General features: G+C 64.3%; 17 protein-coding genes. 11 read left to right on the top strand and 6 right to left on the bottom strand.

Going from position 1 to position 16413, the window contains the following annotated elements:
* Window positions 1-36 precede the first annotated feature (36 nt).
* The 3 genes from APH34_RS01915 to APH34_RS01905 all read right to left on the bottom strand — a co-directional run bounded on the left by APH34_RS01915 (window position 37) and on the right by APH34_RS01905 (window position 1960).
* Window positions 37-795 (bottom strand): hypothetical protein, encoded by a 759-nt coding sequence (locus tag APH34_RS01915; RefSeq protein WP_054899473.1) that lies wholly within the window; start codon window positions 793-795, stop codon window positions 37-39.
* On the bottom strand, window positions 788-1063 hold the full coding sequence (locus APH34_RS01910) for a DUF1145 domain-containing protein (RefSeq protein WP_054899472.1): 276 nt from the start codon (window positions 1061-1063) through the stop codon (window positions 788-790). Before APH34_RS01910 ends, APH34_RS01915 begins: the two co-directional genes overlap by 8 nt.
* Window positions 1064-1267: 204 nt before the next feature.
* Window positions 1268-1960, bottom strand: a complete 693-nt coding sequence (locus tag APH34_RS01905) for an OmpA family protein (protein ID WP_054899471.1) — start codon at window positions 1958-1960, stop codon at window positions 1268-1270.
* A 159-nt stretch (window positions 1961-2119) separates the two neighbouring features.
* On the opposite strand from APH34_RS01905, the gene APH34_RS01900 reads away from it, so the two are divergent.
* From APH34_RS01900 to pdeM, 10 genes are all read left to right on the top strand, one after another.
* Window positions 2120-2614: a DUF6231 family protein gene (locus APH34_RS01900; protein WP_054899470.1), complete on the top strand. Its 495-nt coding sequence runs from the start codon at window positions 2120-2122 to the stop codon at window positions 2612-2614.
* Between the two features lie 2 nt (window positions 2615-2616).
* Window positions 2617-3093 carry a YchJ family protein gene (locus APH34_RS01895; RefSeq protein WP_054899469.1) on the top strand — a complete coding sequence of 159 codons (477 nt, stop codon included), beginning with the start codon at window positions 2617-2619 and terminating at the stop codon, window positions 3091-3093.
* A 2-nt stretch (window positions 3094-3095) separates the two neighbouring features.
* Entirely contained in the window at window positions 3096-3572 is a 477-nt protein-coding gene (locus APH34_RS01890; RefSeq protein ID WP_054899468.1) for an LEA type 2 family protein, read from the top strand.
* A 7-nt stretch (window positions 3573-3579) separates the two neighbouring features.
* Complete coding sequence (locus tag APH34_RS28495) at window positions 3580-3780, top strand: SEC-C metal-binding domain-containing protein (protein WP_060477824.1); 201 nt, start codon at window positions 3580-3582, stop codon at window positions 3778-3780.
* Between the two features lie 201 nt (window positions 3781-3981).
* On the top strand, window positions 3982-6423 hold the full coding sequence (locus tag APH34_RS01880) for a penicillin acylase family protein (RefSeq protein WP_054899467.1): 2442 nt from the start codon (window positions 3982-3984) through the stop codon (window positions 6421-6423).
* 131 nt (window positions 6424-6554) lie between these two features.
* Window positions 6555-7571 carry a ligase-associated DNA damage response exonuclease gene (locus APH34_RS01875; protein ID WP_054899466.1) on the top strand — a complete coding sequence of 339 codons (1017 nt, stop codon included), beginning with the start codon at window positions 6555-6557 and terminating at the stop codon, window positions 7569-7571.
* On the top strand, window positions 7568-9226 hold the full coding sequence (locus APH34_RS01870; RefSeq protein ID WP_054899465.1) for an ATP-dependent DNA ligase: 1659 nt from the start codon (window positions 7568-7570) through the stop codon (window positions 9224-9226). Before APH34_RS01875 ends, APH34_RS01870 begins: the two co-directional genes overlap by 4 nt.
* A gap of 105 nt (window positions 9227-9331) precedes the next feature.
* Window positions 9332-10447, top strand: coding sequence for a succinylglutamate desuccinylase/aspartoacylase family protein (locus tag APH34_RS01865; protein ID WP_054899464.1), 1116 nt, complete (start codon window positions 9332-9334; stop codon window positions 10445-10447).
* Between the two features lie 68 nt (window positions 10448-10515).
* Window positions 10516-12966, top strand: a complete 2451-nt coding sequence (locus tag APH34_RS01860; RefSeq protein WP_054899463.1) for a ligase-associated DNA damage response DEXH box helicase — start codon at window positions 10516-10518, stop codon at window positions 12964-12966.
* The gene (gene pdeM / locus APH34_RS01855) at window positions 12966-13625 is read left to right on the top strand and encodes a ligase-associated DNA damage response endonuclease PdeM (RefSeq protein WP_054899462.1); all 660 of its coding nucleotides are present in this window, start codon (window positions 12966-12968) and stop codon (window positions 13623-13625) included. The genes APH34_RS01860 and pdeM overlap by 1 nt, the downstream gene beginning before the upstream one ends.
* On the opposite strand, the gene APH34_RS01850 is transcribed toward pdeM, so the two are convergent.
* On the bottom strand, window positions 13626-13853 hold the full coding sequence (locus tag APH34_RS01850) for a hypothetical protein (RefSeq protein WP_054899461.1): 228 nt from the start codon (window positions 13851-13853) through the stop codon (window positions 13626-13628).
* 97 nt (window positions 13854-13950) lie between these two features.
* On the bottom strand, window positions 13951-14517 hold the full coding sequence (gene dcd / locus APH34_RS01845) for a dCTP deaminase (RefSeq protein ID WP_008096785.1): 567 nt from the start codon (window positions 14515-14517) through the stop codon (window positions 13951-13953).
* Between the two features lie 329 nt (window positions 14518-14846).
* On the opposite strand from dcd, the gene APH34_RS01840 reads away from it, so the two are divergent.
* Complete coding sequence (locus APH34_RS01840) at window positions 14847-15056, top strand: cold-shock protein (protein ID WP_003254922.1); 210 nt, start codon at window positions 14847-14849, stop codon at window positions 15054-15056.
* A 185-nt stretch (window positions 15057-15241) separates the two neighbouring features.
* Here APH34_RS01840 and apbC read toward each other — a convergent pair whose 3' ends face one another.
* A complete protein-coding gene (apbC, locus tag APH34_RS01835) occupies window positions 15242-16336 on the bottom strand; it encodes an iron-sulfur cluster carrier protein ApbC (protein WP_054899460.1) in 1095 nt (364 codons plus the stop codon).
* Window positions 16337-16413: the final 77 nt, after the last annotated feature.

Below are 16413 nucleotides of genomic sequence, written 5' to 3'. Positions count from 1 at the left end.
GCGGCCCCTGGCCGAAACAGGGGCCCGCTGAAGCACTCACAACCGCTGCAGAATCAGCTCACCCGCGGCCCCCGCCAGCCCAGGTTGGCCAGGCTGCCCTGGACGGCCACTGGCCCCGGCATCGGTGCGATAGACCAGGCAACCCTTGCTCGCGCCGCCCTTGCCCGGCTTGCCAGCAGCACCAGGTTTGCCGGCTACGCCGCCGTCCAGGCGCACTAGAATACGGTCTTCAGGGAAGTCCTGTGGCACGCTCAGGCGGATTCGCCCACCCGGTGCGCCATCGTGCCCGTTGCCACCATCGTCGCCATTGGCGCCGCGACCGGCACGGCCCCAGGTGCAACCGCCCGCCTGACCGTTGGCGCCATCGAGCCCGACGTAACCCGGAGCACCAGCACCGCCACGGGCGTCGATTGCCAGGCGCTCGGCATCCACAGCATGCAGCCGCAGGTCCAGGCTACGACCGGAGCGGGCCGCTCGCTGGTAGGTGCCGGGTGCGCCCGGCGCGCTGATTTCGCTGCCCTCGCCTAACCGTGCGCTGCGCGCTTCGATGTGCAACGCGTCGTCCGACGGAGCAATGGCAATCCGCGCGTCACGCCCCAACTCCAACTGGTCGATCTTCAGCTCGGTCAACGTGGCCGGCAGCAGCAACGTTGCCGAGTCGGCCACGCGCAGATGCTCAAGGTGCACGCTGGCCGACTTGTTAGGCAGGCGGAGCATGGAGTGTGATGCAACGTCCAGGCTCTGCGCCTGGGCAAAAGGCGCGGCCATCGCCACCAGCAATATCAATTTACGCACGGCGAGGCGCCTCCTGAGGACGGGGAATGGACATGACATGGAAGATACCGGTCAGCAGAATTTGCAGCCGGTCGAACCAGCGGTGGCTGCGCCCTCGCAGGCTGCCATTGAAAAACAGCACTTCAAGAACGTGCAGGCACAACAATGCAATGCCTGTGGCATTGATCAGCAAATTGAACGGCAGTGGCTGCGGCATCATTACGTTGAACAGCGCCACACCCCAGAAAATGACCGTCAGGACCTTGCCCAGGCCCAGGATGAACTTCATACCCCGCCCCTTTCTGTCTCTTTATTGTTATGCCAACGCGCCCGCACAAGCGAGCCGCGTAGCCAACAGTACCTGCATGCCTGGGTCCGCGCCAGAGCCGCTGCCTGGCCTTGGCTGGATGAGGTGTTGGGCAAGGCAGGCCGCAACTGGCCTTCAGCAGTAAAGACACGCCCGCGCCACTTCTCAAGACGCGGGCGCAGGCCGTCAGCGCTGGATCTTGATCTCGGTGCGACGGTTCATCGAACGGCCATCGGCCGTGGCATTGTCAGCCACCGGCTGGGTTTCACCGGCACCTACTACCGAAACAAAGCTGGCGCGCGGCACCCCGCTTTCCACCAGGTAGTCGGTCACCGAATGGGCGCGGCGCTCGGACAGTTTCTGGTTATAGGTGTCGGAGCCCACACTGTCGGTATGGCCGGTAACGCTCAGGCGAGCGCTCGGTGCCTCCTGCTTCAACCGGGTAGCGATAGTGTTCAGGCGCTCCTTGTCGGCGGCGGTCAGGCGGGCTGAGTCGAACTCGAAGTGTACGTCGCGGATGACGATGACTTCTTCCTTCTGTACGACGACTTCCTCGACCACGGGGGCAGGCTCCGGCGGGCAGCCATTGGCATCGACCTGCACGCCGCGCGGTGTACCCGGGCACTTGTCACGGCTGTCCGGCACGCCATCACCGTCCTCGTCACCATCGCCATGGGCCCAGCAGTAGCCTGCAGCCAGGCCGCCGCCCAGCAACGCGCCCCAGCCGGCCCAGCTGGAACTTTCAAAGGCACCCAGGGCGGCGCCGCTCACACCCCCGACGGCAGCACACTTCGGCCAGTCGGTTTTTTGCAAACCTGCACAACCAGTCAACACACTGGTGAGCAGTACCAGGGGTATCGCTGTGCGTACTATGCTCATTTCGTAGCTTCTCCTAGGGGGAATCGGCATAAGGCCGATCTCTGGCAGTAAAGACCTTGCCTTTCATCCCTGCCAGCAATAAGCCACGACACAGCCATCTGCCTCTTTGCCCACGGGCGACAGCCCGCTAGTCTTGGACGATCAGAACGAGGATTGGCAATGACCGACGGTTTTTCCCAACGTACCCCCCAGCAGGCGCTCGCGGCCTTGCTCGAACGCGTTACCCCGCAACGGCTGCTGCTGGTCGGTACACGCTTCCCGGCCCTGGATGCCTTTGCCCAGGCTCACCCTCAGGTCGCGATCGAAACCTGCTCGCCAGGCCCGCTGCCGGCCGCGCTCGCGGCGCAGCGCTTTGACCTGGCGGTACTGGTGGACTGCCTGGAACACCTGCCCAAGCGCGCCGGGCTCGAACTGCTCGGCGGGATTCGCAACCTCAACGCCAGCCGCGTCGCCGTGCTGGCTGACCTGCCCGCCTGTGGCTGGCAAGACACCGACTTCTTCGCCCTGGCGCTCTCGGCCAGCGAGAAATTCCGTCGTGACCAACAGGTATTGAGCTTGTTCACCTATGATCTACATGACTACAAGCAGGTCCCGGACTGGCTGAACGCCAAGTTCTGGGCCAACCCTGAAAATTTCGGCAAGTACTGGTGGTGATGATGAGTGTCTCGGTTTGCCCGTGTGGCAGCGGTAACCTGCTCGACGCCTGCTGCGGGCACTACCACGGCGGTACCCCGGCACCAGACGCGCAGACGCTGATGCGCTCGCGCTACAGCGCTTACGTGCTGGGCCTGATCGATTACCTGGTGGCCACCACCCTGCCCGCCCAGCAGGCCGGGCTGGACCGTGCGGCAATGGCCGCCTGGAGCGCCCAGAGCACCTGGCTGGGGCTGGATGTGGAGAGCGCCGAGGTGCTCGGCGGCCAGCCTGAGCATGCGTTCGTCACCTTCACCGCACGTTGGCATGATCAAGAGGGCGATCACCAGCACCGTGAGCGATCCGCTTTCGTGCAGCACGACCGGCGCTGGTACTTCATCGACCCGACTGTCGAGCTCAAGGCCGGTCGCAATGACCCATGCCCTTGCGCCAGCGGGCAGAAATTCAAGAAATGCTGCGCCAGTTACGTGGGTAACTGACCATGATCGCCCTGGCCCGCCTGTTTCTGCTCAGCAGCCTGCTGACGCTGCTGGCGGGTTGCGCGATGTGGGGGGGCAGCGACTGGCGCGAACCTGAGGTGCACCTGGTCAAGGTCGAAACGGTAAAGGCACGTTTGCTGGAGCAGGAGTTCGTGTTGCACCTGCGGGTCGACAACCCTAATGACAGCCGTCTGTTCATCCGCAGCCTGGGCTATTCGATCTGGCTCAACGACCTGTTACTGGTGGAGGATGAGGCCAGCATCTGGCGCAGTGTCGGGGGCCATGCCCGGCGCACGTTCAAGATCACTGCACGAACCAATCTCTGGCAGCACCTCAAGCCGTTGGCCAAACTGCTGAAAAGCGAAAAAACGTTGCAGTACCGGTTGCAGGGAGAGCTGGAAACCGGGCTGTTCATCCACCGGGACCTGCACTTGTCGCGCAGTGGTGAGATAATCCCCGGCGATTTCATACCGGAGTAGCACTGCAATGACCCAACAACCCCATGTTCATGGCCCGGACTGCAACCATGGCCATGATCACCACGACCACGACCATGGCCATGTACACGGCCCGCACTGCAACCACGGCCATCAGGAGCCCGTGCGCAACGCCCTGAAGGACGTCGGCCGCAACGACCCCTGCCCATGTGGCAGCGAGAAGAAATTCAAGAAGTGCCACGGCGCGTAAGCGGCTTTCTGCCCTGAACGGCCACAGCACCTGACGGGCATCCATGTCCGTCACCTCCCTGTGCAAGGCCGGCACGGCCGCTGCTGAAGGCAGCTGAAGGTACCGCTCGTAAATAAAGCTTCGCCGCACCTTGCACGGCGTCTGCGCGCTCACTACCTTAGCGCCTTTTAACCCCCGCCACGCCCTGCAGGAGCCCTTGTCATGGCCGCCCCCGTCCTTCCTCCCTTCCGCCCACGGTTCGCTACCGCTGCCACGCTGCTCGGCATGCTCGGGCTCGCTGGCTGTCAGATGGGTGGCTATCAGGACAGTGTGCCCCCGACCACTGGCGTGCAACCACTCAAGGGCCTGGCGCAGAACGTGTCGGTACGGCGCAACGCCATGGGCGCGCCATTGATTGAAAGCAGCAGCTTCCACGACGCCCTGTTCAGCCTGGGGTATGTCCATGCCGGTGACCGTATCGAGCAAATGGTTGCCATGCGCCTGCTCGCCCAAGGCCGCATGGCAGAACTTGCCGGTAGCGAGGCGTTGGACATCGATCGCCTGATGCGCGCCGCCAACCTCAAGCAAAATGCGGCCCAGCTCTATGCCGACGCCTCGCCACGGCTCAAACGCTTCTTCGAAGTCTATGCCCGCGGGGTCAACGCTTACCTGTTCCGCTACCGCGACAAGTTGCCGGCCAACCTCGCCAGCAGCGGCTACCGCCCGGAATACTGGAAACCCGAAGACTCGGCGCTGATTTTCAGCCTGTACGCCTTCAGCCAGTCGGTGAACCTGCAGGAAGAACTCAGCGCCCTGGCCCTGGCGCAAAAGGTCGGCAGTGACAAACTGCCCTGGCTGCTGCCTGGCGCACCGGATGAGCCGCTGGCAGAAGCCGAGGTGGAAAAGCTCAAAGGGCTGAACCTGAGCAGCCAGTTGCCCGGCCTGCCGGCCCTGGCCGCGGCCAGCCAGAAACTTGCCGACCTCGACCTGCTCGGCAGCCCGGGCTCGGCCAACCTCGCCCTGTCACCACAACGCAGCCGCAGCGGCAAAAGCCTGCTGGCCAGCGACAGCCGCGCGGCCTGGGCCTTGAGCCCGGTGCAGATTCACACCAGCAAGTATCAGGTCGCCGGCCTGTCATTGCCGGGCCTGCCCATCGTACTGGCGGGCTACAACGGCAAACTGGCCTGGAGCAGCAGCGCAGTGATGGCGGACAACCAGGACCTGTACCTGGAGCAACTGCGTCACCAGGGCAACCAACTCAGCTACCTGGCCGATGGCAAGTGGTTACCGGCACGGGCACGCAGCGAGACGTTCTTCGTGCGCGGCCAGCGCCCGCTGCGAGAGGTGATGTATGACACCCGCCACGGTACCCTGCTCGCCCAGCCAGGCAACGCCAGCCTCGGCCTGGCCCTGAACCTGCCGCAGCTCAAGGGCGATCGCAGCCTCGACGCACTGTTCGACCTGACCCGTGCCCAGACGGTGGAGCGCGCTTTCGACAACACCCGCGAAGTCGGCGCCGCCGCGCTCAACTTCGTCTTTGCCGAACCGCAGCACATCGGCTGGCAGGTCAGCGGCCGCTACCCCAACCGCCGTGAAGGCCAGGGCCTGCTACCGTCGCCTGGCTGGGACGGGCGCTATGATTGGGACGGTTATGCCGACCCGATGCTTCACCCTTACGACCAGGACCCGCCTGCCGGCTGGATCGGCCATGCCAACCAGCGCAGCCTGCCGCGTGGCTACGGCATGCAGCTGTCCAATACCTGGTACTACCCGGAGCGTGCCGAGCGCCTGGGCCAGCTGGCTGGCAACGGCCGCCACGACAGCCGCAGCCTGATGGCCCTGCAGAACGACCAGGTGACGCTGCTGGCCGGCAAGCTCAAGCAGATGTTCGACGCCCCCGGCATGGCCCAGCCACTTCAGCAGGCCATCGACAACCTGCCTGCCGCCCAGCGTGACAAGGCCCGCGAAGCCCTCGCCCGGCTCAAGGCCTTCGATGGTCGTTTGAGCCCGGTGTCGGCGGATGCAGCGCTGTATGAACTGTTCCTCCAGGAAGTGACACGGCAAACCTTCCTCGACGAGCTCGGGCCCGAGTCTAGCCCGGCCTGGCAGGCGTTCGTCAGCAACGCACGGTTGTCCTACTCGGCCCAGGCCGACCACCTGCTTGGCCGCGAAGACAGCCCGTTCTGGGACGATCGCAGTACGCCGCAGAAAGAGGACAAACCCACCATCCTGGCCCGCAGCCTCGCCGCAGCCGTGGACGCGGGTACTGCACAACTGGGTGCCGACCGCCGCGCCTGGCAATGGGGCAAACTGCACCAGTACCGCTGGCCTGCCCCGGCCTATCACGGCCTGGGCGATGCCCTGAGCCGCTCCGCGCAGGCAGCAGGTGGCGACTTCAGCACCCTTGCCTTGACCCCTTATGCCTGGGGCAGCAACTTCGACACCCGGCTGCCGGCCTCGGCGCGGATGATCGTCGACTTCGGCCAGGCCGAACCCTTGCAAGTGCTGACCAGCAGCGGCCAATCCGGCAACCCGGCAAGTGCACACTTCAGCGATGGGTTGGATGCCTGGTTCAAGGGACGGTTCATGAGCCTGCCCCTGCAACCGCAAAACTTTGGCCGCGCCTATGGCAGCCAGCGGTTGACCCTGGCGCCCGGTCGATAATCAGGCCAGAACAAGCCGCCAGCGATGGCGGCTTTTTCGTATCCAGGCGGCCGGTCGCGCGGGAAACCGTTCGAACTTCCTGATTCATGCTCTGCTCCTAACAAAAAGGCCACAGAACCCGCCCCCACGCCATGGACCTCGTCATCGCCCGCCCCGAAGGCCTCTATTGCCCGCCCGGCGATTTCTACATCGACCCCTGGCGCCCGGTGGCGCGCGCCGTCATCACCCATGGCCACGGCGACCACGCCCGCAGCGGCAACCGCCACTACCTGACGGCCGCCCCAGGTGCTGGCATCCTGCGCAGCCGCCTGGGCCAGGGCATCGACCTGCAGACCCTGCCCTACGGCGAATGCATACAGCATCACGGCGTCACCCTCAGCCTGCACCCTGCCGGGCATGTGTTGGGCTCCGCACAGGTGCGCCTGGAATATCAAGGTGAAGTGTGGGTCGCTTCGGGCGACTACAAGGTCGAGCCGGATGGCACCTGCGCCGCCTTTGAGCCCGTGCGCTGTCACACCTTCATCACCGAATCGACCTTTGGCCTGCCCATTTACCACTGGCCCAGCCAGGCGGACATTTTCGCCGGAATCAACAACTGGTGGCGAACCAACCGAGACCAAGGCAAATGCAGCGTGTTGTTCTGCTATGCCTTCGGCAAGGCGCAGCGGATTCTGCATGGGCTGGACCCAAGCATCGGGCCGATCCTGGTGCATGGTGCGGTCGAGCCGCTGAACAGGGTATACCGCGAGGCCGGTGTGCACCTGCCCCCCACCCTCTATGCCGGCGACATCCCCCGCAACGACCCGCTGCTGCGTCAGGCCTTGGTCCTGGCTCCACCTTCGGCAGCGGGCAGCAGCTGGATGCGCCGCTTTGGCGACTACAGCGATGCCTTCGCCAGCGGCTGGATGCTGCTGCGAGGCACGCGGCGGCGCCGCGGTGTGGACCGTGGCTTCGTGCTGTCCGACCACGCCGACTGGCCTGGGCTGCTGTGGGCGATTGGCCAGACCGGTGCCGAGCGGGTGATGGTCACCCACGGCTCGGTGGGTGTGCTGGTCCGTTACCTGAGTGAACAGGGCCTTGATGCGCGTGCCTTCGTGACCGAGTACGGCGAGGAGGATGACACCCCAGCCACGGAGGCTCAGGCATGAAAGCCTTTGCAGACCTGTACCTGCGCCTGGACGCGACGACCTCCAGCAACGCCAAGCTGGCAGCCCTGTGCGACTACTTCAACACCGCCCCCGCCCAGGACGCCGCCTGGGCGGTCTATTTCCTGGCGGGCGGACGACCACGTCAATTGGTCCCCACCCGCGTATTACGCGAACTGGCGAGCGCCCTGGCGGGGTTGCCCGACTGGCTCTTCGAAGAAAGCTATCAGGCAGTGGGGGACCTGGCCGAAACCATTTCCCTGCTGCTGCCCCAAACCGGCGACGCCAGCGACGATGGCCTTGCCCACTGGGTCGAGGGACACCTGCTGCCCTTGCGTGGTTTGCCACCTGAGGCGCTTTTCCAGCGCCTGCCAGTGCTATGGGCACAACTGGACCGCGCCAGCCTGATGCTGTGCCTGAAGCTGATCACCGGCAGTTTCCGCGTCGGCGTTTCCAAGCTCCTGGTGACCCGGGCCTTGGCACAGCTGGCTGGGCTGGATGCCAAGCGGGTTGCCCAGCGCCTGGTCGGCTACACCGATATCGGCCACCGCCCTACGGCCGCCAGCTACCTTAAGCTGATCGCCGCCGAATCGGCCGATGAACATCGCCAACGCGGCGGCCAACCGTACCCGTTTTTCCTCGCCCATGCGCTGCAGGCGCCAGTGGATGAATTCGAGGCGCTGCTGGGTCCGCCCAGCGCCTGGCAGATTGAATGGAAGTGGGACGGCATCCGCGCCCAAGTGGTCAAGCGCGACGGGCAGTTGTGGGTATGGTCGCGGGGCGAGGAGTTGATCACCGAGCGCTTCCCCGAGCTGCACTGCCTGGCAGAGGCCTTGCCGGACGGTGTTGTACTCGATGGCGAAATCCTGGTCTGGAAACCCGGTGCCACAGCCGATGCCCTGGCAGTGCAGCCCTTCGCCCTGCTACAACAGCGTATCGGGCGTAAAACCTTGGGCAAGAAGCTGCTGGCCGATGCCCCCGTGGTATTGCAGGCCTATGACCTGCTGGAGTGGCAAGGCGAGGACTGGCGCAACCGCCCGCAACACGAACGCCGCCGCCAACTGGAGTGGTTGCTGCAGGCCCATCCGTTAGCCCCGGTGCTGTTGTCACCCTTACTTGAAGGCGAAGACTGGAGCGACCTGGCCCGCCAGCGCGAGCAATCACGTAGCCTCGGTGTCGAAGGCATGATGCTCAAGCAGCGCGATGCCCTGTACGGCGTCGGCCGCACCAAGGACATGGGCCTGTGGTGGAAGTGGAAAGTCGACCCGTTCAGCGTCGATGCCGTGCTGATTTATGCCCAACGCGGCCACGGCCGACGGGCCAGCCTCTACAGCGACTACACCTTCGCCGTCTGGAACGCCCCTCCTGGCACCCCGGAACGTGCCCTGGTGCCCTTCGCCAAGGCGTATTCAGGGCTAAGCGACGAGGAGATGCGCAAGGTCGATGCCATCATCCGCAAGACCACGGTAGAAACCTTTGGCCCCGTGCGCAGCGTCACGCCTACCCTGGTATTCGAACTGGGCTTTGAAGGTATAGCCCTTTCAAAGCGGCACAAGAGCGGTATCGCCGTGCGTTTTCCGCGCATGCTGCGCTGGCGCCTGGACAAAGCAGTCGAACAGGCTGATGACCTGGCGACCTTGCAGGCGCTGCTGGCCTGACGCCCTGGGTTGCCGCCTGCGAAGAGGCACACTGGGCAAAATTATGCTTCTATCTTTCTGCCGACCCGTGTCGCAGACCGTTTTCGCCACGCAGCCAGGACCACCATGCACCATTCGACCCACGACCTGCTCTGCCCCGTTCCCGGGGTCACACGTCAACTGCACAGCTTCCACTTCGGCCCGCGCGGTGGTGCCAAAGTGTATATTCAGGCCTCGCTGCACGCCGATGAACTGCCCGGCATGCTGGTAGCCTGGCACCTCAAGCGCCGCCTGGCAGAGCTGGAACAGCACGGGCGGCTGCGCCGTGAAATCATTCTGGTGCCTGTGGCCAACCCAGTGGGGCTGGAACAGGTGATGCTGGATGCGCCACTGGGCCGTTTCGAGCTGCAAAGCGGTGAAAACTTCAACCGCAATTTCGTCGACCTCTCCGACAGCATCGGTGACCAGATAGACGGCTACCTGACCCAGGACCCCGCCCATAACCTGGCGCTTATCCGCGAATACCTGCGCCGTGGCCTGGATGCCCATCCGGCGCACACCCCGTTGCAGTCACAGCGCCTGACCTTGCAGCGGCTGGCCTGCGATGCCGACCTGGTGCTGGACCTGCACTGCGACTTCGAGGCCGTAGAGCACCTCTACACCACCCCGGAAGCCTGGCCACACGTCGAGCCGTTGGCCCGCTATCTCGGCGCTCAGGCCAGCCTGCTGGCCACCGATTCTGGCGGGCAATCGTTCGACGAGTGCCTGAGCCTGGTCTGGTGGCAACTGCAGCAACGTTTCGGCAAGCGCTTCCCGATTCCGTTGGGCAGCGTCTCGGTCACCGTCGAACTGCGGGGCCAGGCCGATGTCAGCCACGAGCTGGCCAGCAAGGACAGCCAGGCGATCCTCGATTACCTCACCCACGCCGGCGTCATCGAAGGACCTGCCGCGGCCTTGCCGCCACTGCCACACCCGGCGACGCCGCTGGCTGCCGTCGAGCCGGTATCGGCGCCACTGGGCGGGCTGCTGGTCTATCACGTGCGCCCAGGCCAGCACCTGGAAGCCGGGCAACTGATCGCCGAAGTCATCGACCCGCTCACCGACCGGGTGACCGCTGTGCGTAACAGCCAACCGGGCCTGCTTTATGCCCGCAGCGTGCGCCGCATGGCCACCGCAGGCATGGTCATCGCCCATGTCGCCGGTGAACAGGTCTGCCGCAGCGGTTACCTACTGGCCAATTGATCCGGTAAAACCAATGGCGGGGGCAAGCGGTCTGTAGAAGCACAGCCTTTGAAGGACGCCATGCCCGCATGCCTGCATCCCCCGACCTCGCCAATGCCTGGTTTGCCGCACGCGGCTGGAAGCCCTTCGCGTTTCAGCGGCACGTGTGGGCAGCGGTAGGCCGTGGTGAATCAGGCCTGTTGCATGCCAGCACCGGGGCCGGCAAAACCTACGCCGTGTGGCTGGCTGCGCTACGCGCCTTCGCCCAGCCCACGACCGGGCTCAAGCCCGCACCGCTGCAGGTGTTGTGGGTGACGCCCATGCGCGCCCTGGCAGCCGACACCGCACGGGCGTTGCAAATGCCCCTGGACGAGCTTGGCCTGAACTGGAGTATCGGGGTGCGCAGTGGCGATACCGGCAGCGCCGAGCGCGCCCGCCAGGCTCGGCGCCTGCCAAGCGCGCTGACCACCACCCCCGAGAGCCTGACCCTGCTGCTGACACGGGCGCAAGCCCGCGAAGACTTCGCCCACCTGCGCCTGGTGGTGGTCGACGAATGGCACGAACTGCTCGGCAACAAGCGCGGCGTGCAGTTGCAGCTGGCGCTCGCGCGCTTGCGGCGCTGGCACCCTGGCCTGGTCACCTGGGGCCTTTCGGCCACCCTGGGCAACCTGCCGCACGCGCTCGAAGTCCTCTTGCCGCAAGGTGGCCAATTGGTAAAAGGCCGCCAGGACAAACGGCTGGTGGTCGATACATTGTTGCCCAGTGCGATCGAACGCTTCCCGTGGGCTGGGCACATGGGCTTGAAAATGCTCCATCAGGTTGCCGAGGCGCTCGACACCAGCACCAGCAGCCTGGTGTTCACCAACACCCGTGCCCAAGCCGAACTGTGGTATCAGGCCTTGCTCGACGCCCGCCCCGAATGGGCAGGCCAGCTTGCCCTGCACCACGCCTCGATGGCCCGTGCCACCCGCGACTGGGTTGAGCTCAGCCTCAAACAGGGCACACTCAAAGCGGTGGTGTGCACTTCCAGCCTGGACCTGGGCGTGGACTTTCTGCCAGTGGAGCGCGTGCTGCAGATCGGCTCAGCCAAGGGCATCGCCCGCCTGATGCAGCGGGCTGGCCGCTCTGGCCACGCCCCTGGGCGCAGCTCGCGGATTACCCTGGTGCCTACCCATAGCCTTGAATTGATCGAGGCGGCGGCCGCACGCAGCGCGCTGGCAGCGGGGCACATCGAAGCCCGGCGCTCGCCCCGCCTGTGCATGGATGTACTGGTACAGCATCTGGTCAGCATGGCCATTGGCAGCGGCTTTCGCCCTGCTGAACTGCTCGCCGAGGTACGCAGTACCTGGGCGTTTCGCGAGCTACGCGACAGCCAATGGCAATGGGCCTTGGATTTCGTCTGCCATGGCGGTAACTCACTGAGCGCCTACCCCGACTACCAGCGTGTCCAGGCCCACCCCGACGGCCTCTGGCGGGTTGCCAGCGAACGCCTGGCGCGACGCCACCGGATGGGCATCGGCACCATCGTCAGCGATGCCAGCCTGCAACTCAAATACTGGAGCAAAGGCGGCGGCGGCAAGCACCTGGGCAGTGTCGAGGAAGCGTTCATCGCTCGCCTGCGGCCAGGTGATACCTTGCTGTTCGCCGGGCGGGTGCTGGAACTGGTGCGGGTGGAGAACATGACGGCTTACGTGCGCCGCAGCACAGCGCGCAAGGCGGCAGTGGCGCGTTGGAATGGTGGGCGCATGCCGCTTTCCAGCGAACTGGCCGAGGCCTTGGTGGAAAAACTCGATGCCGCCGCCCATGGGCGCTACGACGGCCCGGAGATGCACGCAGTACGGCCCTTGCTGACACTGCAGGCACAGTGGTCCGCCTTGCCTACCAGAGGCACGCTGCTGGCCGAAACCCTCGCCTCTCGCCAGGGTTGGCACCTGTTTCTCTACCCCTTCGCCGGGCGCATGGCCAACCTGGGCCTGGCCAACCTGATCGCCTGGCGCGTCAGCCGCAACCAGCCGCTGTCGGTGTCCATCGCGGTGAGTGATTATGGCTTCGAGCTGGTCAGCCCAAGCCCGGTGGACTGGGCAACGTATCTGCCCGCGGCGCGGTCCATCGACCACCTGCTGGACGATGTGCTGGCCAGCCTCAACGCTGGTGAAATGGCACTGCGGCGCTTTCGGGAGATCGCACAGATATCAGGCCTGGTGTTTGGCGGCTACCCCGCCGCGCAGAAGAGTACCCGTCAGATCCAGGCCTCGAGCGGGCTGTTTTACGAGGTCTTTCGCAAACACGATGCCGACAACCTGCTATTGGGCCAGGCCCGCGATGAAGTGCTGCGCGAAGAGCTGGAAATCGAGCGCCTGCAGGCACAGCTACTGAAACTGAGCCGGTTGCAACTGGACATACGCGCCCTGCAGCGGCCAGGGCCGCTGGCCTTCACCCTGCTGGTGGAAGGCATGCGTGAAACATTGAGCACGGAAAAACTGGCCACTCGCATCGCGCGAATGGTCGCAGACCTGGAAAAAGCAGCGAACAGGACGTAATGAGCACTCACCTTACCGTCGAACATTTTGGCCAGACACTATGGCTGATGCCTGATCGTGCCGTTTACTGGCCCGCGCAGCGGGCGCTGCTGGTGGCCGATGTTCACATCGGCAAAGCAGCCAGCTATCGGGCCCTGCACCAACCGGTACCGCGTGGCACCACGGACGCCACCCTACAGCGCCTGGACGCTCTGCTGACGGGCTGTGACTGCGAGCAATTGATCATCCTGGGTGACTTTCTGCATGCCCGGACCGCTCGGGCACCGGCCACGCTGGCCAGGCTGCAGGCGTGGCGGGCACGACACGCCCATGTGCGCATGGTGCTGCTACGCGGCAACCATGACCGCCACGCAGGCGATCCGCCCACTCAGTTGGGTATCGAGGTCAGGGACCAACCTTGGGTACTGGGGCCGTTTGCGCTGCAGCATGAACCTGACGTTCACCAGGACTACCCGGTGCTCGCGGGCCATGTACACCCGGTATTCGTGCTGCGTGGCCGCGGACGCCAACGGCTGCGGCTACCCTGTTTCGTACTGGGCGAACAGGTCAGCCTGCTACCGGCATTCGGTGAGTTCACCGGCGGATGGAACATCGAGCCCACACCGGGGAACCGCATCTACCTCGCCGCTGCAGATCAGGTGTGGGCCGTGCAGGACTGATCAGGCCACGGGGGCGGGAGGCGGCTCGTCCGGCAGGGTCGGCTCACCTGGCTCCATGGGGGGCGTATCACCGGGCTGGGCCGGTTGTGGAGTATCGGGATCAGGCTGACCCGGCACACCCCCGGCATGCATTGGCAGCGGATGCGCCAGCAGGGACCACGCCAGCAATCCGATCTGGTTGGGCTGCAGGACAGCCAGCTTCGCACTGATTGCGGGATTGAGTTTCATTGGCAACTCCTGACAAGGCCACTACGCATCATGCGCAGCGGCACTGTTCAGTAACTTGGAGTGCCAAAGCGAAGACTAATTCCCCGCGCTCGTCGGCTCAGGTGCGTGGCAGGGTGACGCCACGCTGGCCCTGGTACTTGCCGCCACGGTCCTTATAGGACACTTCGCACTCTTCATCGGACTCGAGGAACAGCATCTGCGCCACCCCCTCGTTGGCGTAGATCTTCGCCGGCAGGGTGGTGGTGTTGGAGAACTCCAGGGTCACATGGCCTTCCCACTCTGGCTCAAGCGGGGTGACGTTGACGATGATACCGCAGCGGGCATAGGTGCTCTTACCCAGGCAGATGGTCAGCACGTTGCGCGGAATGCGGAAGTACTCGACGGTACGAGCCAGGGCGAAGGAGTTCGGCGGAATGATGCAGACGTCGCTCTTGACGTCGACGAAGCTGCCGGCGTCGAAGTTCTTCGGGTCCACGGTGGCGGAGTTGATGTTGGTGAACACCTTGAATTCGTCGGCACAGCGCACGTCGTAACCGTAGCTGGAGACGCCGAAGGAGATGACCCGGCTGTCCTGCTCGCCGCGCACCTGGCGCTCGACGAACGGTTCGATCATGCCGTGTTCCTGCGCCATGCGGCGAATCCACTTGTCCGATTTGATGCTCATGGCGGGGGTGTCCTGAGAGTTGCGAGGTGAAAAAACGAAAGGCGCATCTTACCGGTCCCGGCGCTCCGGTTAAAGTTCCATACCGTATCCCGCGTCGGACGGGGCTTGCGGCCGCCGCCGATCTGAATTTCATCAAAGGTCATCTTGGAGATTGGCAGGTTGCGGAAAGTGGGGTAAGGTGACGCCACTGTGCTGCACGTGACACCGAGAATCTCTAGTTTGATGCACGATCCTTATCGGCCCATCGCTGAATTTTCTGCTCTCTTTGCGCTCAGTCCCGGCCAGGGTATTTCCTGTCCGTAATCAACTTTGTCCAAGGAGACAGAAACATGTCCAACCGTCAATCCGGTGTTGTCAAGTGGTTCAACGATGAGAAGGGCTACGGCTTCATCACCCCTCAGTCGGGCGACGACCTGTTCGTGCACTTCAAAGCCATCCAAGCTGACGGCTTCAAAACCCTGAAAGAAGGCCAGGCTGTTACTTTCGTCGCTACCCGCGGCCAGAAAGGCATGCAGGCTGAAGAAGTTCAAATCGCCTAAGTCGATTTAGCTTCCTAGCTTTCAAAAAAACCCGCCTTCTGGCGGGTTTTTTTATGCCTGTGTAGGCGCGGCCTTGTGCCGCGAAAGGGCCGCAAAGCGGCCCCAGCTATATGGGGTTGGATCACCTGTCTTGGGGGCGCTTCGCACCCCTTTCGCGGCACAAGGCCGCTCCCACAAAAAATGCGTCAGTCTTCGCTAATGGTAATGCTCGGCATCGCTGGTGCCGCCGCTTCTTGCAAGACGATCCGTGCCCCCACCTGGCGGGCCAGTTCCTGGTAAACCATGGCAATCTGGCTTTCCGGCTCGGCAATCGCAGTCGGCTTGCCGCTGTCAGCCTGCTCACGGATCAGCATCGACAACGGCAACGATGCCAGCAAGTCGACGCCATACTGACTCGCCAGCTTCTCGCCGCCACCCTCACCGAACAGGTGCTCGGCATGGCCGCAGTTGGAGCAGATGTGCACCGCCATGTTCTCGACCACGCCCAGCACCGGGATGTTGACCTTGCGGAACATCTCCACGCCTTTCTTCGCATCCAGCAGCGCCAGGTCTTGCGGCGTGGTAACGATCACCGAACCCGCCACCGGGACCTTCTGCGCCAGCGTCAGCTGGATATCGCCGGTACCCGGCGGCATGTCGATAACCAGGTAATCGAGGTCGTCCCAAGCCGTCTGGGTCACTAATTGCAGCAGCGCACCAGACACCATCGGGCCACGCCATACCATCGGCGTGTTGTCATCGGTGAGAAATGCCATCGACATGACCTCGACACCATGCGCCTTGATCGGCACGAACCACTTCTGCTCGCGAATCTGCGGCCGGGTGCCTTCGGCGATACCGAACATCACGCCTTGGCTGGGGCCGTAGATATCGGCGTCGAGGATGCCCACCCGAGCCCCTTCGCGGGCCAGGGCCAAGGCCAGGTTGGCGGCCGTGGTCGATTTGCCGACACCGCCCTTGCCTGAGGCCACAGCGACGATGTTCTTGACGTTGGCCATGGCCGGCACCTGGGCCTGGGCCTTGTGCGCAGCGACCACGCAGTCGATCGATACCTGGGCCGAGCTGACCCCTTCCAGGTTCTCGATCGCGGTCTGCAGCACCTGGGCCCAGCCGTTCTTGAACAACCCGGCGGCGTAGCCCAGTTGCAACTGCACAGCGACCTGCCCGCCCTGGATATCGATGGCCCGCACACAGCCGGCGCTGACCGGGTCCTGGTTCAGATAGGGGTCGGTGTACTGGCGAAGCACGCCTTCGACGGCGGCACGGGTGACGGCACTCATGGAGGCTCCCATTGGCAAACGAATAGTCAAACACGCGCCTATCCTAACCCGTCAATCGTCAGCAGATGCGTCCTTGG

Source organism: Pseudomonas sp. NBRC 111131 (genome assembly GCF_001320525.1).
Lineage (GTDB): Bacteria > Pseudomonadota > Gammaproteobacteria > Pseudomonadales > Pseudomonadaceae > Aquipseudomonas > Aquipseudomonas ceruminis.
Note: the sequence above shows the minus strand (reverse complement) of the source record. Positions and strands in the feature narration are given on the sequence as shown.